We start from the raw sequence: 24,401 nt of genomic DNA on the forward strand, positions 1-24,401 counted from the left end.
AACGTATACCATGCGGAAGGGTGACAGCAAATGATCGTATATGAGAGAGAGCATGATTTTGTTTTGACCGCACAGCATGAGCATGGATTAGTGGCCGGCGAGATGGCTTCCCACTGGAAAAATGAATTGCTTGCCGATCCCGCGCATCGGGATGAGCTAGTCTTGGCGGCCAAAGAACATGATCGGGGCTGGATCGAACTGGATTCGTCACCGTTCTGGAATGATTACAGTCAATCGCCTTATTCGTTTCGTGATTTTCCGCTGCGTCCGCGTTTTGTATTCTACCATAAAGGCATTGAAGAGGTTCGGCAGAAAAACCTCTATGCCGGATTATTGTGCAGCTTGATGTATACGGAGCTGTTTCAGAAAAATCTGGGGGCCAATGCTCAGGATGATGATGACATCCGAGAGTATCTGCAGGAAGAACGCGAACGTCAGTTGATTTTGGAGAATCAGCTGGGTGACGATGCTGAAGCGCTGAAACGAAGGCTGCAAAGCGATGTGGAAATTATGCTTTTCTGTGATCAGCTCAGTCTGTTTCTCTGTATGGAGGAACCAGGAACACCTGCTGCGCGATATGATTTTTTTGCAGAGGGGCTTAGTTGTACGTTTGATGCCTGTTCCAGACAACCGATTCAGGCGGAGTGGTTATCCAATGAAAAAGTAGGCCTGTCGTATTTTCCGTTTGATGAGGACTTTACGGTCGTTTTACCTTACAAATCGGTACCAAAGGCAAGTATCCGTAAATTCGGTATGCAACAGGCTTATCGCCGGGCTGAATGGAAAGAACGTCGGGTGTTGATTACGGAATTGAGCTAAGAACGTCAACTTCCAAGCTTGAGGTATAAACAGCATAGAATATCACAAAACAGGCGGGCTTCTGATGTTACAGGGTGTCCGCCTTTCGTATGCTCATATATTATCGTGGACGATACTGAGAGAACGGTGAAAATACCCGATGAATCAGAGTGGGAATAAAGAAGGAAAACACATGTTATTCCCAGAAATGTTAGTGTACAACTTAGAAAAGCACTTAGCGGGGAGGACACATATGAATACCAGAATAGAGATATTAACGATGTGTATGGTCTGGGACAAAAAGAATGATCAGGTGTTATTGATGAATCGGCCGGATCGCAAAGGTTTTCCGGGATACATCGCTCCTGGGGGGAAGGTAGATTTTCCTGAGAGTATCGTGGATGGTGCTGTGCGGGAGGTTCTGGAGGAGACAGGGCTGGCGGTGAATGAGATTACATATAAAGGACTTGATGAGTTCTGTGATCCCGAACAAGGATTGAGGTATATGGTATTTAACTATCTAGCGACTTCATTCGTGGGCGAGTTATTGCAAGATCCGCCAGAAGGCGAACTGTTATGGGTGCCAATGAAGCAGGTGTCTGAGCTACCTATGCAGGATTGGTTTGCTGAGCGTGTTCCCCGTTTTTTTCAAAAAGGCACTTTTGAGCGGAGCGTGATCTGGGAGAAGTCATCCGGACGTACCCTGCAAGAGACATTTATGGTGTATAGCGATTCGGTTCTTGAACAGAGTGAAGTTAGATAAGCCAATACGGTCAGGAGGAGGAAAAATCATGGGATACCAGCATGCCCTGGAAGGATACATTGCGGCGACGAATACACATCAGTTTGATGAAGTAAGCAAATGGTTATCGCCAAATGCAGTATATTGGTTTACGGGAACCTCTTGTACTACCCCAAACGAAATTCGGGCTTATTTTGAGAACGCCTGGGAGACAGTCAAGGAAGAAGTATATCGTGCTGAAGATGTTAAGTGGATTACGACTAGCAAAGATCAGGCAGTTTGTATTTATACCTACCACTGGAAAGGAATCTATCAGGGAGAACCGGCTTATGGAAAAGGTCGGGCTACGAATGTGTTTGTTGCTGGGGTTGATGGGGAATGGAAATTAATCCATGAGCATTTAAGCTTGGGTGAGGAGTAAAAATAATGCCTCATAATATATCATCCAAATCTATATATTTATATCCAGATATTATGATATAATGAAGTTTACTATTTAATGGGAGATGACTGGTCTGCGAGTAATATTTGGTTAATAAATTGAGTGAACTAGTATCGGACGTGAATGATATATTTGTAGATTTGCCATACATAGGCTTCTGCAAACAGGACGTAAATGAATATTGTACGATGAAAAGGTGGAGATTGGCATGAAATTGTCGTTCCGAATTCTGGACTGGGAAGAAGAGAGACCGTATGAACTCTTATTGATGGCTGATCCTTCAAAAGCGATTGTTGATGAATACCTGAGCCGGGGTGTTTGTTTTATTGCCGAGTATGAAGGAGAGATGGTTGGGGAGTTCGTATTGTTGAAGACTCGTCCAGAGACTGCGGAGATTGTTAATATTGCCGTACAGGAAGAATTGCAGGGACAAGGTGTAGGCAAACATATGATTAAAGAAGCGATGGAAGCTGCACGGAGACTGGGCTGCCGGATTCTCGAGATTGGTACAGGTAATTCAAGCTTTCATCAATTGAAGTTATACCAACGTTGCGGTTTCCGTATTATTGGGGTCGACCGAGACTTCTTTGTAAGGCATTATGAGGAAGAGATTATAGAGGACGGTATCCCTTGTGTGGATATGATCCGTATGGCCATAGATCTGGATGCTGTTACAGAGGATGAAAAGAAATAGGAAGTACTCGCTAGAAGTAAGGTAACATCTTACGGACGAGGGGAAGAGATCTAATTGAAACGGTATACACATATTGGGGTATATGGCTTGGTCGCTTGGGAGCACCAATTCCTGTTGATTCATAAGGCTCGCGGAGCATATCAGGGGCAATGGGATTTACCAGGCGGAAGGCTGGAATTTGGTGAGCATCCAGAGGATGCTCTTCATCGTGAGATTGAAGAAGAGACCGGCCTGACCCATCTACAATTGGTGATTAATTCTGCGGAGTCTAGTCTACTGGAATGGGTGCATCAAGGTGAGCCGGAAGAGCTGCACCATATCGGGATGTTGTATGATGTCGCTTTGACCGCAGCCAGTCAGCCGAATCATATCAAAAAGGAACCCGATGGTGAAGATTCGTTAGGCGCGGACTGGTTTACACTGGAGCAGGTTAGAGAACTGTCTCTAACGCCGTTTGCAGAGTATATGATTAGTCAAAGTAGAGCTTGATGCGCATCATCAATTATATTGTTAACTCAACTTGTTGTTTCCAAAGAAGCTGCTCGGATATTTCTTGTCTGGGCCAGCTTTTTTCTAATGTTCTCCTGAAGAAAAATCAGAAAAATCCAATTATTTGTTGAATGTGATGCCAATTGGTTAATATTTAACTTGATGGTTTGTTTTTGCCCGCGATGGACCACAATTCAATAAAGGAGGTAAAATGGGGAGCCAATGCCTATTTTGATGTAATGAAGTGTTCATTGTTCTGCTCAAATTGCTCGATTTATTCGATTCATCTAATTTATGCATCAATTGGACTGAAAATAGGAAATGCTCCTGAGCGTAAAAGTTTATAGAATAGATATTAGAACACGGACTTCACTTGAAAAAGAGGAGAAGGTGTAACCTTCGAACGGATCAGGACAGTATTCGACATCTGTGCGACGGTATATACAATCATTTTTTTACTATGATTTTGAAAACGCAGACAAACCTTGACGGGAGCGTCGGACTAACGTTACTACCACCAACAGCACGATTATTGGACTTCATGAAAAATTTCGCTTAAAATGTTGAACGAACGCAAATTACGGCTTAGTCAATGATTTCCGTCAAAAACTTATGACTAAATCAAGACGGAGGGAACGTCGATGACGATCGTGGAAGGCAACAAGAAGCCCTGGGAAAGTTACTATGGCCCCAATATGGGATACGTACAGGAACAATATGAATTATTCACTCAAGACCCTGGTTCGGTTACACCGGCCTATCGGGAACTATTTGAACAATGGGGTGCACCGCCGATGTCTGGCAGGGATGCACGCACAACTTCGAATTCCGGCAACGCCCAATCTGCTTCCGGAAACGTAGACATTCAACTATTACAGAAAGCGGTTACAGCGGGGAAACTGGTATGGAATATCCGTACCTATGGTCATCTTGCTGCAGACATAGATCCGCTTGGAATCAGTGAAGATACAGATACATCTTTGCTGGAACCTCAGCATTTTGAATTAAATGAAGAAGATCTGAAAGCTCTACCTGCTTCCCTGATCTGGGAAGGTGCAGATGGGCAGACAGCAACCGGATGGGATGCAATCCAACGCTTGCGTCAGATCTACACTGGTCCCATGGCCTATGAATTCAGTCATGTGCACGAAGTTCAAGAGCGTGAGTGGCTGAACCGTCGTGCGGAATCTCGGACATCACCGGCCCCGCTAACGCCGAAGGAACGCAAGAAGTTGCTGGAACGGTTAGTTGAAGTTGAGCAATTCGAAGATTACCTTCACAAAACGTTTGTTGGTCAGAAACGTTTCTCCATCGAAGGTAACGATGTGCTTGTACCGATGCTGGATGAAGCAGTTCGCATCATGGCAGAAGCTGGATCTAGCCACATTCTGATGGGGATGGCCCACCGTGGGCGGTTGAATGTACTGGCTCATGTCTTGGGTAAACCGTACAGCAAAATTTTCTCTGAATTTCATCATGCTCCGAACAAAGACATGGTTCCATCGGAGGGTTCGACCGGAATCAACTATGGTTGGACGGGGGATGTCAAATATCACATGGGTGCCAACCGTTTTGTAAAAGACGGTGAAACCGTACAGGCCCGCCTTACCCTCGCCAATAACCCAAGCCATCTGGAGTATGTTAATCCGGTTGTACAAGGGTTTGCGCGTGCGGCTCAAGATGACCGCCGTGATCCTGGATATCCGAAACAGGACGTAACGAAAGCAGCCACCATTTTGATGCATGGTGATGCAGCATTCCCTGGAGAAGGGATCGTTGCAGAGACGCTTAACTTCAAGGCCTTACCAGGTTATCAGAATGGCGGAACCATTCATATTATCGTCAACAATCGTCTGGGCTTCACTACAGATAGCAGTGATTCCCGTTCAACGTACTACGCAAGTGACCTTGCTAAAGGGTACGAAATTCCGATTGTACACGTGAACGCGGACAATCCGGAAGCTTGTATTGCAGCCATTCGAATGGCTGCAGAGTATCGTAATCGTTTCAAAAAGGATTTCCTGATCGACTTGATCGGTTACCGTCGTTACGGCCATAATGAAACCGATGATCCCGAAACGACGCAGCCTATCGTCTATGACAAGGTGAAGAACCACCCAACGGTAAGTCACTTGTATCAGGATCATTTGAAGCAGGAATCCGTTATCGATGATGCTTCCATTACGAGCATTCGCGATGGAGTTATGAACAAGTTAAAAGAAGCTTATGACCAGATGAAGAAAAATGAAGTACATGAATATTACCAGCGGAAAATCAGCGAGCCGGAAGCTGTTACGATTACGCCTACTGCGGTACCGATTGAGAATCTGCGCAGCATTAATGCTGATCTGCTGAAATGGCCTGAGAATTTCAATGTGTATCCGAAGTTGCAGCGGATTTTGCAGCGCCGGAGCACTTCCCTGAATGAAGGCGAAAAAGTGGATTGGAGCCTTGCAGAGACACTTGCATTCGCAACCATTCTGGCAGATGGCAAACCGATTCGGATTAGTGGACAGGATGCCGAGCGCGCTACATTCGCTCATCGGAATCTGGTACTGCATGACTCGGAGAACGGAGCGAAGTTCTGTCCGTTGCATCACTTGCCACAGGCAAAAGCATCCTTTGCGATCTATAACAGTCCGTTGTCTGAAGAATCCGTCGTTGGATTCGAATACGGCTATAACGTATATTCACCAGATACATTGGTCATTTGGGAAGCTCAATTCGGAGACTTTGCCAACTGTGCACAGGTTATATTTGACCAGTTTGTATCAGCGGGCCGCGCCAAGTGGTCTCAGAAGTCCAGTCTGGTGATGTTGTTGCCACATGCGAATGAGGGTCAGGGACCTGAGCATACAAGTGCTCGTCTGGAACGCTTCCTGCAATTGTGTGCAGAAGACAATATGACGGTTGCCAACTTGTCGAGTGCTTCCCAGTACTTCCACTTGTTGCGTCGTCAAGCCTCGTTGACTGAAACGGAAGATGCTCGTCCACTTGTGATGATGTCACCGAAAAGTCTCATTCGTAATCCGCGTGTTGCATCACCAGCAGTCGAATTCAGTGAAGGCAAGTTTGAGCTTGTGCTGGAGCAAGCTGGACTGGGGACACAGCCGGATCGTGTAGAGCGCATTATTCTGTGCAGTGGCAAGATTGCCATCGACTTGGAAGATGCTATTGAAAAAGATAAAGCAGATCGGTCATGGCTTCACATTATCCGTGTGGAACAGTTGTATCCGTTCCCGGCAGAAGAGATCAAACGTGTACTCGCACGTTTCAGTAATGTAAAAGAGTTGGTATGGGTACAGGAAGAGAACAAAAACATGGGTGCCTGGACATACATGGAGCCTCGTCTTCGTGAAGTCGCCCCGGAAGGCACAACCGTTAGATACGAAGGTCGCCCGGAACATGCAAGTCCTTCCAGCGGTTATCAGCTTGTGCATAGTATGGAACAGCAACAGATTCTTACATCTGCGTTGAAGCAAACGACGAAGAATAATATTCCACTGGGGAGGTAACAGCTGTGAGTGAAATTAAAGTACCTGCAATGGGTGAGTCTATAACTGAGGGAACTGTATCCAGATGGATGGTCAAAGAAGGAGAACCCGTTAATCAGGGCGATGTGCTTCTTGAACTGGAAACGGATAAAGTAAATATCGAGATCAGCGCAGAAGAAAGTGGTGTGCTGGAGAAAATCATTCGTCAGGAAGGAGAGACCGTAGAGATCGGTGAAACGATCGGTACACTCTCCGCTGGATCTGGAGGAGGAAGCGGTGCACCCGCTTCCGAACCGGCAGCAACGGAAGAGAAAAGGGCTGCTGCACCTGGACCTGAAGCTCCAACACCATCGGCATCTGTTGCCGCAGCGCCAGAGTCATCTGATAGTGCCAAGACGGCTTCACCGTCCGCTCGCAAGCTTGCACGTGAGCGTGGTATCGAGCTGGATCAGGTGCAGAGCAAAGATCCGATTGGACGGGTATATCAGGATGATGTGAAGAGCCATAGTAATCAGGCGCCTGCTCCTGCTGCTCCACCTGCAACTAAAGCTCCAGCGGCACCAAGTGCTCCGGCAGCTGGAAGTTCCACCTATACCAAGCCGGTAGAGCGTCAGCGGATGTCTCGTCGCCGTGCTACGATTGCCAAACGTCTGGTAGAGGCTCAGCAGACTGCAGCCATGTTGACTACGTTTAATGAAGTAGATATGACAGCCATCATGGATGTACGTAAACGCCGTAAGGACAAGTTCAAAGAGAAACATGAGATTAACCTGGGCTTCATGTCCTTCTTCACCAAAGCGGTTGTGGGTGCTCTGAAAAAGTTCCCAACCATCAACGCAGAGATTGATGGCGAAGATGTTGTGCTCAAAAAGTATTATGATATCGGTATCGCCGTATCTGCGAAGGAAGGACTGGTTGTACCGGTTGTACGTGATGCTGATCGTCTGGGCTTTGCTGAGATCGAGAAGAGTATCGCAGACCTGGCATCCAAAGCTCGTTCCAACACACTGGCGTTGTCTGATCTTCAAGGCGGAACGTTCACCATTACCAATGGCGGAACATTTGGTTCCTTGTTGTCTACGCCAATCCTGAATACACCTCAAGTGGGTATTCTGGGTATGCATAAGATTCAGCTTCGTCCAGTGGCGATTGATGCAGAACGGATGGAGAACCGTCCGATGATGTACATCGCGTTGTCCTATGATCACCGGATTATCGACGGCAGTGAAGCGGTACGTTTCCTTGTGACCGTGAAAGAACTGCTGGAAGACCCGGAATCCCTGTTGATTGAAGGATAATCCATAAGTTATAACCTAGCTATTATTCATATCGTATACTAGAAAGCCCCTGAACTGGAGCGCAGCGTTTGCTGTACATCCAATTCAGGGGCTTCTTGTGTTTCTTTTATTTGTTATGGAATGACTACTTACATAGATTCAGATATCGCAGCAGGGCTCGCTGCACTGCTCACTGCTCGGTGGTATTCACTAGAGTCAGGTGTATTCCGCTCCAGCCAGTTCAGAACGTGCTGCGCCACTTCGGTCCGGTTCGTCTCATGCAGCATTTCGTGGCGCCCACCCGGATACAGATGATACTCAATATTCTCCAGGTGAAGCTTCTTATACTGGGAGACCAGATTAAGAACGCCTTTGCCATGAAGTCCAACAGGGTCTTTCTCGCCTGAGAACAGATATACGGGTTTATGTTTGGGTATGAGCTCCATATTGTGTGGGAGATGTACTTCCAGCAGCAATTTGAAGAAGTCGCGGAAAAATCCTGCTGTACAGACCGCTCCGCACAGGGGATCATCAATAAACCGTTGAACCTCTTGCGAATCCCGTGACAGCCAATCAAACGGTGTCGTCGCTGGGCGAAAAGAGCGGTTGAATCCACCAAATACGATCGCGTTGAGCAGCATGCTGGGATGAGTGGGCCCCTGAATGCCACACTGCAAGTAAGCCAGTTTCTCTCCAAACCGTAGGAGACCGCGTCTGCCATTCGTCCCGGATAAAATAAAGGCATGGTACTGCTCATGACCAGCGTACATGAGATGCTGTACCAAGAACGAGCCCATACTGTGTCCCATTAGAAACAGGGGCACTCCGGGGTTCTCTTTGACGGCAACTTCGCCCAGGTTGATCATATCACTTGCCATCCAGCGGAAGGCATCGTTGCCAGCATTACCGAGCAGAGCGGCACTCTCCACGGTTTTGCCATGGCCCCGATGGTCATTAGCATAGACCGCGTAGCCGTGTCTGGTGAGAAATTCGGCAAATTCGGCGTATCGGGCCGCGGTCTCACCCATGCCATGTGCAATTTGCACTACGCCCTTCACGTTACATTCCGGATCGGGAAGCCAGCGGTACACATGAATACGGGTACCTTCACTACCGACCAAGGCAAAGGTAGATTCCTGCATCTCGTGTAATTCCTCCTTCACAGGTTACATATAAAAAGTTGATTTATGGCAGATAAGAGCGAAGAACAGTCGTATTCCCATCTAATGTATAAGAACCCAGATTGGCTGGCAAGAGATAACATTGCCCAGCCTTCAATTCAATGTTGTCTGATTCAGCATGAGCCCACGAGAGTGTTCCAGCGCCTTCACAGACAACGAGAATCGTGAAGCTGTCAGGACTTGTGGAGAGTTCCCAACGATCCGTTACAATCCCTTTTTCCACCACAAAATAAGGGCATTCCGCAAGTTTGAGCCATTCACCAGGAGTGGCGTTATTTGTTTTCATCGTTGAAGCACCTGCGCCCTCATAGGCCGTTACATTCAACGAATCTTCAACATGCAGTTCACGTGGCTTGCCATCGAGCCCTGGACGATTGTAATCGTAGATCCGGTACGTCGTATCCGAGTTTTGCTGGATCTCAGCGACAACTACACCCGCACAGAGGGCATGTACTGTTCCCGCAGGAATAAAGAACGTATCTCCAGCTTCAACAGGGACCTGACGGAGGGTATCCATCACTGTACCGTTCTCCAGTGCTTCTTTCAATGTTGCACGATCCACGCCGTCATTTAAGCCATAGATGATGTGTGCGCCCGGTTTCGCGTCCAGTACATACCACATTTCCGTTTTGCCAAGCTCGCCAGGAGGAAGTGCCTCGTACTCATCTGTTGGATGAACCTGAACGGATAGATCATCATTACAGTCGAGCAACTTAATCAAAAGGGGGAAACGCCCACCTTTCTCGGAAACACCTTTCGTTCCGAGCCATTCGGTGCCCAGCTGTTCGCGAACTTCATCCAGACCTTTGCCAGCAAGTGCTCCATTTAATACCTTGGTTGTACCGTTGGGATGATCTGCAATCATCCATCCTTCACCAATATGTCCTTCAGGGGGCGTAAGGCCGAATTGCTCCAGAGCACGACCGCCCCACACACGTTCTTTGAATTCAGGTTGGAATTGTAATGGATATGGCGTAGACATCAGTAATCTCTCCTCTAGTATATGAAATGATGGATCGCTTTAATCAGTCATGGGCAAGTAGTCCCCATGTACAAACAAGTGAATACGTTTGCATATGTTTATGTAGAACACAGATCGCAGTAAAAGAAAGTCAGTACTGGCTCGACCTTGCGATTGTGTCTAGTTTATTGTATTTGGTGAACAAAGGAAATTATTTTTTCTCGATTCCGATCAGAAAAGGCGAAGTTTCTCGCTGCAACTGGCGATACATCACGACCTGTGCCTGTTCTACCGGCAGGGCAGAGGACCATTTCAATACGGCTTCCGCTTCCTGTGAGCCACCGTCATGACCGGGGTAGAGAACAACCGTAATGATTCCGCGAGGACGTAATAATGCCAGTGCAGCCTCGAGTGCAGCGATTGTGCTGTCTGTCTCGGTTATAATGGAAGAATCAGCACTCTCTGAAGGCAGGTAACCCAGATTGAACATGACCGCGCCAACCGCACCAACCCATGATTCAGGCACAGCTTCTGCCATTCGATCATGGCTTAGTTGAAGCATGGAGATGGAGCCAAGCTTCGCTTCGTCGTCTTGTTTTCGAATTCGGGCCTGTGCCAGGGTGAGGGCTTCACTTTGAATATCGAATCCGATCACTTGACCACGTCTGCCTACTTTTTGTGCCAAAAATAGCGTGTCTGCTCCTGTGCCAACTGTTGCATCTATCGCCAGATCACCAGGCTGTAGACGGGAAGCAATCCACTGATGGGCACAGCTGAGAACCGAAAGGAAGCCCATCTATGCTCGCCTCCAATACTTCCCTTGCCATGAGTCCCGCTCTCGCAACTCACGATCAATGGAATTCAACACTTCCCATTTGTTCAGAGACCACATCGGTCCAATCAGCAGATTACGCGGTGCATCGCCTGTAAGGCGGTGTACAATCATTTCCGGTGGAAGCATCTCCAGCGTATCTACAATCAGCTTGATGTACTCGTCCTGATCCAGAAAACGTAGAAGACCAGCTTCGTACTGCTTCACCATTGGTGTTTTGCGCATGAGGTGCAACAGGTGAATCTTGATTCCCTGTACATCCATATTGGCGACTGCCCGCCCAGTGTCCAACATCATCTCATGCGTCTCTTGAGGCAGACCATATATGATATGTGTGCACACACGTATATTTCGTTTGCGCAGTTTCTCAACGGCCTCTTCATAGCACTTGGTGTCATGTGCCCGATTAATCAATGTTGATGTGGAATCATGGATGGTTTGAAGCCCCATCTCGACCCATAGGTAAGTGCGCTCATTGAGTTCAGCCAGATAATCAACAACATCATCTGGTAAACAATCCGGGCGAGTGGCGATGGACAAACCAACAACACCTGGCTGCTCTAGAATTTCTTCAAAATATTCGCGCAGCTCCTCAACTGGAGCATACGTGTTCGTATAGGCTTGGAAGTAGCCAATATAATGAGCTGTAGGCCACTTTAGGTGCTGTTTATCTCGAATCGTATTGAACTGGGTGACCAGATCTTCACGTCTGCTGCCAGCAAAATCGCCTGAACCACGCGCACTGCAGAAGGTGCAGCCACCTTTGGCAATGGAACCGTCACGGTTGGGACAGGTGAATCCAGCATCCAGCATCACTTTGAAAACCTTATTGTTAAATTGATCTCGCATCTCATAATTCCAGGTATGGAATCGTTTATCTCCCCACAACAGAGGGGACTGTAATGCAGGTGCATTCATCTTCAGGGTACTCCTTTGGCTGTCGAATTACAGTAATCATACGGGAACAAAAATAGAAGCGCTATGCGATTTCCGTCAATGACGATCGATAGCGATTTTAGGTGTCTTCATGAACTTTTATCATTGTATCAAAAAACTGAAAAAAAAGGGAATCGAAACGTAAAAATAGGCCGTAAAATCAAGGTTTTCTCCTTGCTATAGTTTACACCTTGTGTTATATTTAAATCAACGTCAGACACCATCTAATGGGTATTATTCATCATAGCATTTGCATCAATGTTGACGTCATGGACCATACTATACCGTGAGGTGATATGAATGAATTCCCAAGTTAAAAACAAAGAACTGAATCATGTGTCTGTTGAACTGACGCCAGAAGAAGCACTGGCCTTAACAGGTGTTCGTTTTAATGGAAATCCGAAAGTGAAAGCGGCTGCAAGACAAAAAGTTCGCGTTGCTTTCGAAAAGACATTTGATTTTTCACACCAAGATAAGGTAGACTATGAACTACTAAAGTAGTTGGACCCCAATTCCAAATAAATCGAAGAGGGAATCTTTGAGATTTGCCCAAAGTGGCAGATCCGAAGATTCCCTTTTCATTGCTCTTTACAATTTGCCAGTTCTTCGGCAAAATAAGTCTGAGACAAGTATGGGACAAACGGAGGAATAAAATGCGTTTACGTGGCAGAAAAGGGATAAGAGAAAATCTGGAGCAACAAGTCGATCTTGTTGTACTGGACCCCAAGCAGCACAAAGGAAAATGGGCTGAACTGTTTGGCAATGACCATCCGATCTTCGTGGAATTTGGTATGGGTAAAGGTCAATTTATCAGCCAAATGAGTTATAAATATCCGGAATTTAATTTTATCGGAATTGATATGTATGATGAGCTGGTCCGTCGTGCCAGTGAGAAAGCTCGTAATGCATGGAGTCAGGCTGATGTGGAGACACCACCGAACCTGAAGCTTGCGCTGGCGAATATTGAACAGATTGAGGAAGTTTTCGAACAGGGAGAACTGGAACGCATTTATTTGAACTTCAGTGATCCTTGGCCAAAAGCCAAGCATGCTCGCCGTCGATTGACGCACCCACGCTTCCTGAAAAAATATACGGAATTGCTTAATCCGAAAGGACAGATTCATTTCAAAACCGATTCGGAGACGCTGTTCGATTTCTCACTCAACGCAATTGCCGACTTCGGCCTGCAAATGACCAACCTGTCTTTGAACCTGCATCGTGATGGCTTGAACGAAGAGCATGTGATGACAGAGTACGAGCAGAAATTCATGGGTAAAGGGATGAACATTCACCGGGTTGAAGTAATTGTTGGTGAAGAGGCTTTACGTGAGTATCAACAGACACGTCTGGACAAGTATAAAGTTCGTGAAGCTTCGGATGAGTCTGGCGAAGATCAGGAACAGGAATAAAATTAACTTCATACAAGAAAGAGCGACTGATGAGAATGAACCATTCATCTCATCAGTCGCTCTTTTTTTCGTTGACGCTCGTTGCACAATGATCCATTAACTCATGTCTTATATGTTCTCAGAAGTTTTCAAAAGTTCTCTGTATGGAACTCTTTGCGGCGATAATCGTTCGGGGTAACGCCGTTGAACTTCTTGAACATGCGGTAGAAGTAGGAACTGTTGGTGAATCCGGTTCTCTCAGCAATGTCGGCAACGGAGTTCTCCGTCTCCACCAATAGATGCTGGGCCTTGGCTATACGAGTTTCGTTAATCACATCGGTGAGCCCTTTCAGGGTGAGTTGTTTGTAGAGCCGGCTCACATAGATTGGCGACATGCCCAGTTCATCTGCAATAGAGGTTAGACAGAGATTAGGGTCTGCATAGTCCCGTTCAATAATGCCATTGATTCTACGAATCAACTCTTCATGCTTCAGTGTACGTTTCTCCTCAACTTTGGAACCAAGCTCATCAAACATCCGATAGAAGTGTTCATGTACCTCACTGATGTCCTCAGCGTCTTTAACAGGCAGCATTAAACCATCGGAGACAGAATCAAGCGTAAGCTGATTATTCTTCTTGAGCGTATTTCGTACATGATTTAGTGTCATCGTCAGATGGGATAAGGCTAGTTGGAAGACGGTAAACGGATATGCGGCTGTTTCGCCGACAATGTCTGCATAGACTTGTTTGGCTTCTCCTGTCTTGCCTGTCATTAGATAATCGACAAGTTGCCTTTCCTTACCTGCGGGGAATGCGTATTCTTTGGCGTGATAAGCCATGATGTCAGAGGTATAGATCAGACAGCCCGCTCCCATGAACAAACGATGAAGTGAAGCTTCGGCTGATCTGGTGTAAGAAGCAATACTATCTTCTAATGAACGTTCTTCCGTGCCGATGGTACAGGAGATGGAGCATTTCAGGTGTGTCATCACGGCGGCCTGCATCATGCGCAGCAATTCTTCGATCCGGCTAGGGGCGGGTTGCCCAAGTTCAGGGCTTTCTTCTTTTTCATTAAAAATGAGTGTGATCAGGTCGCCGCCCATATCCACCGCTTCCGCGTTGTAGTGGAGATCCGCTGTTTCGGTGCAGATGTTCATCAGGGCGTATTTTACAAGCTGGGTCTCGTCACGATACGTTTCATTGAATTCGGTAAAATGGTCAATACGCAACAATACCAGCCGGGATGCACGCTGAACATCAATTGAGGAACCGTAAAACTTCATTCGTTCTTCCAGCATGCCGCCAGTCACTGTTTCACGGCCCTGCAGTGCCCCTCGCAGAAAATCCTGCCGCAAAAGATGAAGACTGCCACGACGCTCCGCTTCCATCACACGCAAACGAACCAGCACCTTATCAATGGGATGATATAGTTTTCGGGAGACGAGGTAAGAGAGCAGCACGCCTGCAATGAGAAGTGCGACACAAAACAGAACAGTATGTGTGCGCATGCTCCGTATATCTGAGGTAATCAGATCATAGGGCGTTATTCTTACATAGCGCCAACCTAGATTATCGGGAGCGGTGTAGGTAATGAGCGATTTTTCTCCATCGACCTCCTCGGTAAAGTAAGCGGACTGTTTTGCTTCCTGCATAATCGGCTGCATAAAAGCTTCGTTGTAGAGATTATTCATCAATGCACGGTTGCCAAAGTCAGATAACAGATCTCCGTTCTCGTTCACGATAAAGGTCTTGCCTGGTTGATCCACAGCATTCATATTCGGGCTGAGCCAGTCATCCTTGATATTCACAATGACCGCATAGTTTAGTTTGGCGTTGTCGTTAATGGTGTCATAACAGAGGTAGGTATAGCTGCTAACTTCTGTTGCTTCGGTAGAGCCGACCTGGTATGTACGCGGGATGGGAACAAACGGTTTATAGTCATGAAAGCGCTGGAGGATTCCAGTAATGCCCTGGTCGTCAATCTCCGAGATGGACTGCTGCCCATTGCGCACTTCGTTGGAGCTGATAAAAAATTCATTACTTTTGGAGTTATATACATAGATGGATTCAATAAAGGGAAGGGACATTCGGTAGTTGTCGAGCTGTTTCATCGCCGATGTGATTTCATAGATATTTGGTTTGGAATAGAGCAACAATGCAGAGATGGTGTAGTCCTGATAAATCTGATATGACAATGATTTTGCAGTCTCGGTCATTTTGGCCACTTCACGGCTTGCTTGAGTAAGACTGTTCATATCTGTCCGATATACCTGGCGAAGAGCGATCCGATTATAATTGACGTACAAAATGGAAGAAGCCACAAGCAAGGTAGCGACGGTACTGATAATAATACCAATCAGAATCCGTGTGAAGACCTTTTGACTGTCCTCTGAACGTTTACGCATTGCCTTCCCCTCCTCGGACCTCCCTGTATAGGTGAACAACGGTTAACTTCATAACCTAAGCCAGACTTCATATACGATGCGCAGAAGAGCAAGAGTATCTTGAATTATATATTATGTATGCGTTTACATCAATATTGGACAGGCGGTTTTGCCTGCTTTCTCTACATAAAGTTCAACTTTCGCTGAATTGTTCACCAGGTTTAGCCTATGCACGATATCAACATTTGTGAACGGATGTGTGTGGATGTCTGTTCATTTCATGGTTCGTTCGGTTTGTTCATATTTCATTTCGCAGAATCGTTCATTTTGTGACGGTAAGCTTCAGTATTCGTGAGCTAAGCGAGCATCTACAATAAAAAGAGAGCTCCACCACGTAGCGCCGCAAGAAATTCGGGAGGGATCGAGCCATGCTCAAAGAATTGAACAAGAACAAAATCATGTTTCTGATGCTGTTGCCCACGCTGATCTTTTTTCTGATTAACTCGTATTTTCCGATGGTCGGTATCTATTATGCGTTCACCCGGTATGATTTTGAAGGAGGATTATTTGGCAGTCCATTTGTCGGTCTGGAGAACTTTAAGTTCCTATGGCAATCCGGAATGCTGCTGAAGCTCACAACGAACACCGTGGGTTACAATCTCGCCTTCATTATATTAGGAAACGGCCTTGCGATCTTCTGTGCGATCATGCTTAGTGAAATCCGGGGCAGGTTATTCAAAAAAATTACGCAGTCCGTCATGTTCTTGCCGTATTTCATCTCATTTGTACTATTAAGTGTAATCGCTTACAACATGTTCAACTATGAGTCTGGTTTCGTGAACACAGTGCTCAAACGTTTCGAGGCGGGCCCGGTCGACATTTATAACACACCGTGGATCTGGGTGTTTCTGATCATCATCTTTTATCTGTGGAAAAATCTTGGATACAGCATGGTCATCTATCTGGCCGCCATAACAGGCATCAGTGATGAGTACTATGAGGCTGCTCGGATTGACGGGGCCAATATTTTTCAGCGAATCTGGTACATTACGGTACCGATGCTGAAACCAACGTTTGTCATCCTACTCCTATTCTCGCTTGGCAGCATTATGAAGGGTCAGTTCGACCTTTTCTATCAACTAATTGGAAACAACGGGGTGCTGTACAACGCTACGGATATCATCGATACGTATGTGTATCGTTCACTGAAAGTAACGTTTGATATCGGAATGGCCACTGCTGCCGGTTTGTATCAGTCGTTATTCGGCTTCATTCTGATCATGACCGTCAACTATATTATCCGCAAAGTAAATGAGGACTACGCCTTGTTCTAGAACGCCCGCAGGGCAGGAGGGAGAACGATCATGAACACGCCAATGAATACGCGCACTCGTACGAATACTCGTCTCAGAGATTCGGAATTCACCTTGATGTTTCAACTGATTGCCTACAGCGTCATCATCATTTTATCAATCATGTGCCTGCTGCCGTTTCTGCTCATTCTATCCGGTTCGTTCAGCAGCAACGAGTCCATTGTGAGGGATGGCTATCACCTCTTTCCGACGGACTTTTCTCTGGAAGGTTACAAAATGGTGTTCAAATTCCCGACTCAGGTACTCAAAGCTTATGGGGTAACGGTGTTTACAACGGTGGTGGGGACTACGCTTGGACTTTTCCTGATCACGATGGCCGGATTTGTGCTTCAGCGCAAGGACTTCAAATATCGGAACACGTTCTCATTTTTTATCTATTTCACAACGTTGTTTGGTGGGGGGCTCGTGCCTTGGTACATTATGCTGGCGAATTACTTCAACCTCACAGATACGTATACTGTACTGATTTTCCCGGGGTTAATGACGCCATTTCTCATTATCCTGATGAAAAACTTCATTCGTTCGGCTGTGCCGGATGAGTTGATCGAGTCCGCCAAAATGGATGGAGCCAATGACTTCCGCATCTATATCAGCATTGTGTTGAAACTGGCGATGCCCGGTATCGCAACTGTAGGTCTGTTTCTGGCACTGGGTTACTGGAATGACTGGTTTACTTCATCTCTCTTCATTAACAATCCGGATATGTATCAGCTACAATTTTATCTCTATAACACAATGAATACGATTACCTTCATTGACCAGATGGCGATTGGCACAGGGATTACGCTCAGCCAGGGTGTACCAACTGAATCAACCAAGATGGCGATGGCAATCGTTGTGACGGGGCCGATTTTGTTCCTGTATCCGTTTGTACAACGTTATTTTGTCAAGGGACTTACGATTGGTGCTGTAAAAGGTTAGAACGTGAACACGTTGTGTCAGGCCATTGGCATCATCTTCGGTCTGAAGCATGGCGAGTCTGCGCTAACATATAAAGGTTCACCACAAAAAGGGAGGATGCGTATGCGTAACAAAACAATTCGGCACCTGTCTCTGGTACTTGCCCTGATGTTGTTCGCCGGGGTGCTTGCCGCATGTAATAACGGTTCGGGGGGATCGACGCAAGGAAACGAGCAGGGAGGATCATCAGATAAAAGCCAGAAAGTCACGTTACAATTTTACATGCTCGGGGATGCTCCCAAAGATCTGCCTGTCATTGAATCCGAGATCAATAAGCTGGCTGAGGCTGATCTGAACGTCAATGTAAAATTCAACTACACTTCCTGGACGGACTGGGATCAAAAATATAAACTGCTGCTGTCTTCCGGACAGCCCATCGATCTGATCTTCACAGCGGATTGGACATTCTACCAGTCTTATGCGAAGAAGGGGGCGTTCCTGCCTCTGGATGAAATGCTGCCTACGGCAGCGCCAGCACTGAAAGCCCATGTACCTGATGACATGTGGAATGCAGTCAAAATTAATGACAAAATCTATACCGTTCCATCGACATGGATCGAATATGTAACAGAGGGAATTGCGTACCGCGAAGATTTGCGCGAGAAGTACAATCTTCCGAAGCCGGAATCGGTGGAGACTCTCGAAGCGTATCTGGAGGGAATCAAAGCCAACGAACCGAATATGATTCCGATCGCAGACAGTAATGCCAACCACACCCACGGTATTCGTCAATTGACATCCAAGCTGGTGAATACAGCAGGTCAACTCCCATATGGACTGGATATTATGTATGACACGCCGTCCACTGTGACGTCTTATTGGGGATCGACGCAACATCTCGAAGACCTGAAAACATACAAGCGGTGGATGGACAAAGGTTTTTTCCCGAAAAACGTACTAAATGTAAAGGATACTTCCAACTCATTGCTGCAAAATGGAAAAGCAGCTGTTGTTCTGTCTGGGGAGAACCCCAACAAATTTAATGCAGATGTCATCAAGGTGCAGTCTACTCATCCCGATTGGAAACTGGCATATTTCCCGTACCCGAATGCGAAAGGGTTTGCACAGCCGGTTCACCCAATTCACAACGGTTTTGCGATTCCGCGTAGCAGTAAAAATCCTGAAAAAGCCTTGGCCTTTTATGAGAAGCTGGTGACTGACAAACGATATAACTGGTTGACTGAATACGGCGTTGAGGGCAAAAACTTCGAGGTAGATAATGGATACTACAAAATGGTAGGCGATGCACAAACGAACGGCTTCCCGCGTGAGGGCATGAATGGCTGGGCATGGCGTAATCCGGAATACATGCTTTATGACAAAACCTTTGATGACGTGCTGACCATGTTTGAAGATCTCGACAAAATCAAAAAGCCTGATATTTATACCGGATTTGCTGAAGACTGGACGCCGTACCAAGCCGAGAAGGCTGCATTGGAACAAGTGGAAAAACAATATTTGTATCCGCTTAATGTAGGTTTGGTGGCAGACGTAGAGGCTGGAATGAACACGTTTATGGAGAAGGCAAAACAAGCAGGTTTGGAAAAAATTCAGGCGGAGTACACCAAGCAGTGGCAGGAGTACTTGAAGTCAACTGGCATTCAATAGTTTGTACTTTCCTTCATAAGAAAAGGTGCCTTCCGATTCGAAGGCACCTTTTCGATGTGGTTGCAGGCTTGTTTGAAGCCGTTGATTAGAGGCATGATTGGATAAAATCATAAACGGGCCTCTTCTGCGGATGAAGGACGAACGTCCTCCAGCAGGTCAATAATACTTTGAGCGCTCTCCATCGGATGAACCTTGGCGATTTCCGCCAGATGGCGTTTGCGTTTACGTACGATATCCGGATAGTGATTCAGCAACTTATTCATCCATTTAACTACTATATCGAGCGAAGTTATGGGTTCTCCCAAACCTCGTGCGGTAAAATAATGAACGTTCTCTTCTTCCTGACCTGGTATAGGGTTGTGGAACAACATTGGAATTCCTTTAGCCAATCCTTCGCTGCAAGTCATTCCGCCAGGCTTGGTGATCAGCAGGTCGGATACTTCCATCAATTTGTCGACCTCGTTGGTGTATCCGATAATATGGATGTTTTCTTTGCGATACATGGGGTTCTGTTCCATGCTGATCCGTGCTTTATCATTGCGACCGAGACAGAAAATGATCTGAATATCTTCATGCCAGCGTGTCAGTAACGGATGAACTAACTTGTCACTGAGCATTCCCCAACCCCCGCCCATTACCAGTACAGTGGGCATGTTTTTGAGATTGAATCTGCTTCGGATCTCATCTCGACGGGGATGCTCCCAGAAGTTTGGATGTACAGGAATGCCTGTGACTCGAATTTTGTCTTTAGGTACGCCACGCAATATTAGTTTGGACTTAACCTCGTCTGAAGAAACCAGGTAAAGGTCTACTTCACGGTTAATCCATGTCCCATGTGCATCATAATCGGTAATGACTGTACAAAGGGGAATCTGTACACCCAGTCGCTTCAGTCTGGATATGACAGCACTTGGGATCGGATGGGTGCAGACAATCGCATTGGGACGTAACTGACGCACGACGCTACGTGTATGTGTATAGAACAGTTTATGCAGCGCCAGTGTTGTCAGCCGGTTCAATGATTTTTTATATTGATGCCTGTATACGTACCCGACGAGTTTGGGCTGGTTAGTAACCGTTTTTTTGTATGCCGTTATAATAAGAGGTGCAACCTTGGGGTTTAAAAAACTTCCCAGTTCAAGCACTTTCGTCTGCACGTCTGGCGACAGCTTTCGCAAATGGCTGGACAGTGCATAGGCAGCTTGAGTATGACCCGTACCAAAGCCTTCAGATAATAGTAATATTCTTTTTTTCTCCACGCTTGCTTCACCTGTTCCTGCTAGGTTTTTCTGAGTCTAACATATCGGCTTTAAGACCAGAATGCAACTGTTGCAAGTGCGACTAAAGTACCTATTGTGGCACCTGCGAGAACATCGGAAGGATAGTGTAATCCCAGATAAATTCGAGAGAATCCGACAATAAGAGCCACAGGCAACAATATTAGCAATAAGATCGGATCAGCGGTCATAAATGGAACCGTGACCGAAAAAATGGCAGTTGTGTGTCCTGAAGGAAACGAGTGGTCCGTCAGGGGATTACGAAACGTAATGGTATCCGGCAAGGCCAGATAAGGCCGAATGCGAGGATACAATTTTTTCGCGATGGCTACAGGAATATGGCTGACCGCAAGAGCGATACAAGCCTGAAGTCCTGTTGTGCTCCATGGAGCCGGAGCAAGCAGCCAGATTAACAAGGATACTGCAATAGAAGAAGTTGCTCCACCCAGATGAGTGAAATAATACAGCCAAAAATTCATAAAACGATTATGAAGCCGGCCGTTGATCCACATAAAAACATTTCGATCATACTCTTGAAACTTTAAGAATAAACGGCTCATATTGGCCTCCTGCCAGTCAGGCCGCCCGTAATGGCGGCAGTATTTCCGGTGAATTTCTGCATCCGGTTTCGTCCTGATTAGTATATAACCGTTTTTCGCGAACTTGAGGTTATTTCAGGTATATGTTTATCATATTTTTAAATGTTGTCCTTTTCAAGAAGAACACATGTAAAGAACGTAAAATTCATGTTAAAGAGTGGATACATATCCATCTTAACTTTTTGACTTGAGTCAGCCAAAAAAGATACAATGATTCAACATGGCTGAAATGAGGTAAAAAAATGTGAGTTTTGTTTTAAACTTTTTGAGGTCTGTTTACGTTATTTGTTATAGAGCCTCTGACGAAGAATAACATGCTGATGAAAAAAGCAGGGACTTTAGAAATAAAAATCAAGTAAACGGCTGAAAATAAGATATAACAGGCATGAATGCGAGGTTGTGGTATCACGAAGTGTCTATTCAGCGTTTAAAGATCACATTTCTGCTTTAGAAAGTGGAATTGGGGTTTTGACAAATGACTGAAAAGAATACAGAATCGATAAAGCAGCCAACTGATAGCAACCAAGCGTTGAAACATTGCCTGATATATTCGCGTAGTACACAAAAGAACAGGGTCATATTCTGCAGATCAAAAAAAAATAACTTGCAGAATCAGGAAGAGAAATGCTTTAGTAAACTGGGTTTCGAAAAAAAGGGGGTAACAGAGAACGATGTTGGACGCTATATTCGTCACGATGCAGGTCATTCTGGCACTGCTAGCCGTGTACCAATTCACGTTTTCGCTGTTCGGTCTGATTAAGAAAAAGAAAAAGAAACATTATCCGGCGACAAAATCTTTCGCTGTACTCGTCGCAGCACACAATGAGGAACAGGTCATTGGTGCCTTGATGGAGAACTTGAAACAACTTGATTATCCGGAAGATCTGTATGATGTGTTTGTCATCTGTGATAACTGTACCGATGGAACGGCTCAGATTGTCAGAGAACATGGGTTAAATGCCTGTGTGCGTACCAATGCCGATCTAAGAGGTAAAGGGTATGCCATTGAATGGATGCTTAAGTACCTGTGGAAATTGCCACGTCAGTATGACGCAGTTGTCATGTTTGACGCGGATAACCTGGTTGACCGTAACTTCTTGCTTGAGATGAATGATGACTTGAACAATGGTTCGCGCGTTATCCAAGGATACATTGATACGAAAAATCCGGAGGATTCCTGGATTACTGCAGCATACGGTGTATCTTACTGGTACATCAACCGTCTGTGGCAGTTGTCTCGTCATAACTTGAATATGGCGAACTTCCTTGGAGGTACGGGGATGTGCTTCGAGACCAACCTGTTGAAGGAAATTGGCTGGGGCGCAACAAGTCTGGTTGAGGATCTGGAGTTTACGATGCGTAGTGTGCAACGTAATGTATATCCTGTTTTCAACTACGACGCCAAAGTATTTGATGAGAAGCCATTAACGTTCAAAGCTTCAGCGAGACAGCGTCTCCGCTGGATGCAAGGTCACTTTACGGTTGCCCGCAGATACTTCTTCCCACTGCTCTGGCAGTCTATTAAGGAAAGAAGCTTGGTGAAGTTTGACCTTGCTATCTATGGAGCCAATGTCTATGTTGTATTGCTTACATTCCTGATGACTGCTGCGATGTGGGTAGACATGGCCATATTCAAAGGTCCGCACATTGCAAATATTTATGGATACTTCCCGCTATGGGTTGGATTTGTGGCTATTGGTCTGAACATCCTGACGTTCCTCTTGTCGATGGCGTTAGAGAAGGTTACCTTTGCCAAAGTTTATCTATACCTGATCTTGTTCCCGATTTACCTGTTGTCATGGTACCCGATTACGTTCTACGCTTTCTTCACGCAGAACAACAAACAGTGGAGCCACACTCAGCATACGCGTGTTGTACGTTTGGATGAGGTACAGAGCAAACAAGGGTAAGGAACAGGCATGCATGAGTTGTTGCATCTGATATAACAAATGTATAATTACTAAAAAAGTTGTGAAGATGTTGACAAGGTATTTCGTGGATGTTATAGTATTCAAGTGCGTTAAAACGAATAGCAATGGAATCACAAGTAGAAGTCCGACTTCTCACCTGATCAACACTATGTTGGCTGGTCAACGATCCCAATAATTTATGAAGTGTATACTCATGAAGAATTGTGTTGATTACAGGGATGTCGGTGACTTGACCGGCATCCCTTTTATTTTTGTGTAACAGGATATTCAAAATGACCTGGAGGTGGACGATTATTAGTAAAGATCACATGATTAATGATGAGATTCGGGCGAAGGAAGTACGCCTTGTCGGAGCTGAAGGAGAACAAATTGGGATTACGCCCATTCGCGAAGCACTGCAAATGGCGATTGACCTGAATTTGGATCTGGTCAATGTGGCACCACAGGCTAAACCGCCGGTGTGTCGCATTATGGACTATGGCAAATTCCGCTATGAGCAACAAAAGAAAGAAAAAGAAGCCCGTAAGAACCAGAAAATTGTTGACATTAAAGAAGTATGGTTCCGTTCCAATATTGAGGAGCACGATTATCAAACGAAGCTTCGTAATGTAGTTAAGTTTTTGAACGAAGGCGACAAAGTGAAATGTTCTGTTCGTTACCGCGGACGTGAAATTGCACATGCCGCGATTGGTCAACGGATTTTGGAACGTGTTAAGGTAGAAGTTGCAGAACTTTGTACTATTGAACGTCAACCGAAATTGGAAGGCCGCAGTATGATCATGATTTTGGCTCCTAAAGCCTGATAACATTGGAGGAGGAAACACAAAATGCCTAAAATGAAAACACACAGCAGTTTGAAAGGACGCTTCAAAATTACCGGTTCCGGTAAAGTCCTTCGTTACAAAGCTCACAAAAACCACTTGCTTTCTCACAAATCCAAACGTGCTAAGCGCGTTCTGAACGGTAACCCAGTTATGGCTGCCGGGGATGTTAGACGTTTGAAACAAGGTTTGGCTAACTTGAAAGGCTAATTCT

The 24,401-nt window shown here is 45.8% G+C and carries 22 protein-coding genes; 15 read left to right on the forward strand and 7 right to left on the reverse strand.

Translation table 11 applies throughout. The features are described from left to right. Positions 1–30 precede the first annotated feature (30 nt). The 7 genes from M1D71_RS08055 to odhB all read left to right on the forward strand — a co-directional run bounded on the left by M1D71_RS08055 (position 31) and on the right by odhB (position 7,957). On the forward strand, positions 31–819 hold the full coding sequence (locus tag M1D71_RS08055; protein WP_458126018.1) for a DUF3891 family protein: 789 nt from the start codon (positions 31–33) through the stop codon (positions 817–819). 232 nt (positions 820–1,051) lie between these two features. Then, positions 1,052–1,561, forward strand: a complete 510-nt coding sequence (locus M1D71_RS08060; protein WP_458126019.1) for an NUDIX domain-containing protein — start codon at positions 1,052–1,054, stop codon at positions 1,559–1,561. Between the two features lie 28 nt (positions 1,562–1,589). Continuing rightward, entirely contained in the window at positions 1,590–1,961 is a 372-nt protein-coding gene (locus tag M1D71_RS08065; RefSeq protein ID WP_458126020.1) for a YybH family protein, read from the forward strand. A gap of 229 nt (positions 1,962–2,190) precedes the next feature. Further along, positions 2,191–2,676 (forward strand): GNAT family N-acetyltransferase, encoded by a 486-nt coding sequence (locus tag M1D71_RS08070; protein WP_145319893.1) that lies wholly within the window; start codon positions 2,191–2,193, stop codon positions 2,674–2,676. Positions 2,677–2,730: 54 nt separating this feature from the next. Then, positions 2,731–3,165 (forward strand): NUDIX domain-containing protein, encoded by a 435-nt coding sequence (locus M1D71_RS08075; RefSeq protein WP_458126021.1) that lies wholly within the window; start codon positions 2,731–2,733, stop codon positions 3,163–3,165. 641 nt (positions 3,166–3,806) lie between these two features. Continuing rightward, complete coding sequence (locus M1D71_RS08080) at positions 3,807–6,680, forward strand: 2-oxoglutarate dehydrogenase E1 component (protein ID WP_458126022.1); 2,874 nt, start codon at positions 3,807–3,809, stop codon at positions 6,678–6,680. A 5-nt stretch (positions 6,681–6,685) separates the two neighbouring features. Further along, positions 6,686–7,957 (forward strand): 2-oxoglutarate dehydrogenase complex dihydrolipoyllysine-residue succinyltransferase, encoded by a 1,272-nt coding sequence (gene odhB, locus M1D71_RS08085; protein ID WP_458126023.1) that lies wholly within the window; start codon positions 6,686–6,688, stop codon positions 7,955–7,957. A gap of 128 nt (positions 7,958–8,085) precedes the next feature. On the opposite strand, the gene M1D71_RS08090 is transcribed toward odhB, so the two are convergent. From M1D71_RS08090 to M1D71_RS08105, 4 genes are all read right to left on the reverse strand, one after another. Then, positions 8,086–9,078 (reverse strand): alpha/beta fold hydrolase, encoded by a 993-nt coding sequence (locus M1D71_RS08090; RefSeq protein ID WP_458126024.1) that lies wholly within the window; start codon positions 9,076–9,078, stop codon positions 8,086–8,088. Between the two features lie 43 nt (positions 9,079–9,121). Next, positions 9,122–10,099 (reverse strand): type I phosphomannose isomerase catalytic subunit, encoded by a 978-nt coding sequence (locus M1D71_RS08095; protein WP_458126025.1) that lies wholly within the window; start codon positions 10,097–10,099, stop codon positions 9,122–9,124. A 190-nt stretch (positions 10,100–10,289) separates the two neighbouring features. Beyond that, positions 10,290–10,874 (reverse strand): class I SAM-dependent methyltransferase, encoded by a 585-nt coding sequence (locus M1D71_RS08100; protein ID WP_458126026.1) that lies wholly within the window; start codon positions 10,872–10,874, stop codon positions 10,290–10,292. Continuing rightward, the gene (locus M1D71_RS08105) at positions 10,875–11,828 is read right to left on the reverse strand and encodes a TIGR01212 family radical SAM protein (RefSeq protein WP_458126027.1); all 954 of its coding nucleotides are present in this window, start codon (positions 11,826–11,828) and stop codon (positions 10,875–10,877) included. A gap of 318 nt (positions 11,829–12,146) precedes the next feature. On the opposite strand from M1D71_RS08105, the gene M1D71_RS08110 reads away from it, so the two are divergent. Further along, positions 12,147–12,347, forward strand: coding sequence for a hypothetical protein (locus M1D71_RS08110; RefSeq protein ID WP_458126028.1), 201 nt, complete (start codon positions 12,147–12,149; stop codon positions 12,345–12,347). Positions 12,348–12,499: 152 nt separating this feature from the next. Beyond that, positions 12,500–13,255, forward strand: coding sequence for a tRNA (guanosine(46)-N7)-methyltransferase TrmB (gene trmB / locus M1D71_RS08115; RefSeq protein WP_458126029.1), 756 nt, complete (start codon positions 12,500–12,502; stop codon positions 13,253–13,255). Between the two features lie 128 nt (positions 13,256–13,383). Here the strand turns inward: trmB and M1D71_RS08120 are convergent, their stop codons facing one another. After that, a complete protein-coding gene (locus tag M1D71_RS08120) occupies positions 13,384–15,639 on the reverse strand; it encodes an AraC family transcriptional regulator (protein WP_458126030.1) in 2,256 nt (751 codons plus the stop codon). A gap of 407 nt (positions 15,640–16,046) precedes the next feature. On the opposite strand from M1D71_RS08120, the gene M1D71_RS08125 reads away from it, so the two are divergent. From M1D71_RS08125 to M1D71_RS08135, 3 genes are all read left to right on the forward strand, one after another. After that, positions 16,047–16,952, forward strand: a complete 906-nt coding sequence (locus tag M1D71_RS08125; protein ID WP_017689672.1) for an ABC transporter permease — start codon at positions 16,047–16,049, stop codon at positions 16,950–16,952. Positions 16,953–17,048: 96 nt separating this feature from the next. Beyond that, the gene (locus M1D71_RS08130) at positions 17,049–17,912 is read left to right on the forward strand and encodes a carbohydrate ABC transporter permease (protein WP_458127200.1); all 864 of its coding nucleotides are present in this window, start codon (positions 17,049–17,051) and stop codon (positions 17,910–17,912) included. A 96-nt stretch (positions 17,913–18,008) separates the two neighbouring features. After that, on the forward strand, positions 18,009–19,559 hold the full coding sequence (locus M1D71_RS08135) for an ABC transporter substrate-binding protein (protein WP_458127201.1): 1,551 nt from the start codon (positions 18,009–18,011) through the stop codon (positions 19,557–19,559). A gap of 107 nt (positions 19,560–19,666) precedes the next feature. Here M1D71_RS08135 and M1D71_RS08140 read toward each other — a convergent pair whose 3' ends face one another. Further along, the gene (locus tag M1D71_RS08140; protein WP_458126031.1) at positions 19,667–20,818 is read right to left on the reverse strand and encodes an MGDG synthase family glycosyltransferase; all 1,152 of its coding nucleotides are present in this window, start codon (positions 20,816–20,818) and stop codon (positions 19,667–19,669) included. A 50-nt stretch (positions 20,819–20,868) separates the two neighbouring features. After that, the gene (locus M1D71_RS08145; RefSeq protein ID WP_458126032.1) at positions 20,869–21,396 is read right to left on the reverse strand and encodes a phosphatase PAP2 family protein; all 528 of its coding nucleotides are present in this window, start codon (positions 21,394–21,396) and stop codon (positions 20,869–20,871) included. A gap of 710 nt (positions 21,397–22,106) precedes the next feature. Here M1D71_RS08145 and M1D71_RS08150 point away from each other — a divergent pair. The 3 genes from M1D71_RS08150 to rpmI all read left to right on the forward strand — a co-directional run bounded on the left by M1D71_RS08150 (position 22,107) and on the right by rpmI (position 24,397). After that, entirely contained in the window at positions 22,107–23,345 is a 1,239-nt protein-coding gene (locus tag M1D71_RS08150) for a glycosyltransferase family 2 protein (protein ID WP_169478871.1), read from the forward strand. Positions 23,346–23,674: 329 nt separating this feature from the next. After that, positions 23,675–24,169 (forward strand): translation initiation factor IF-3, encoded by a 495-nt coding sequence (infC, locus tag M1D71_RS08155; protein WP_062833422.1) that lies wholly within the window; start codon positions 23,675–23,677, stop codon positions 24,167–24,169. Positions 24,170–24,193: 24 nt separating this feature from the next. After that, on the forward strand, positions 24,194–24,397 hold the full coding sequence (gene rpmI, locus M1D71_RS08160; RefSeq protein ID WP_017689665.1) for a 50S ribosomal protein L35: 204 nt from the start codon (positions 24,194–24,196) through the stop codon (positions 24,395–24,397). Positions 24,398–24,401: the final 4 nt, after the last annotated feature.

This window comes from Paenibacillus sp. Z3-2 (genome assembly GCF_054161325.1).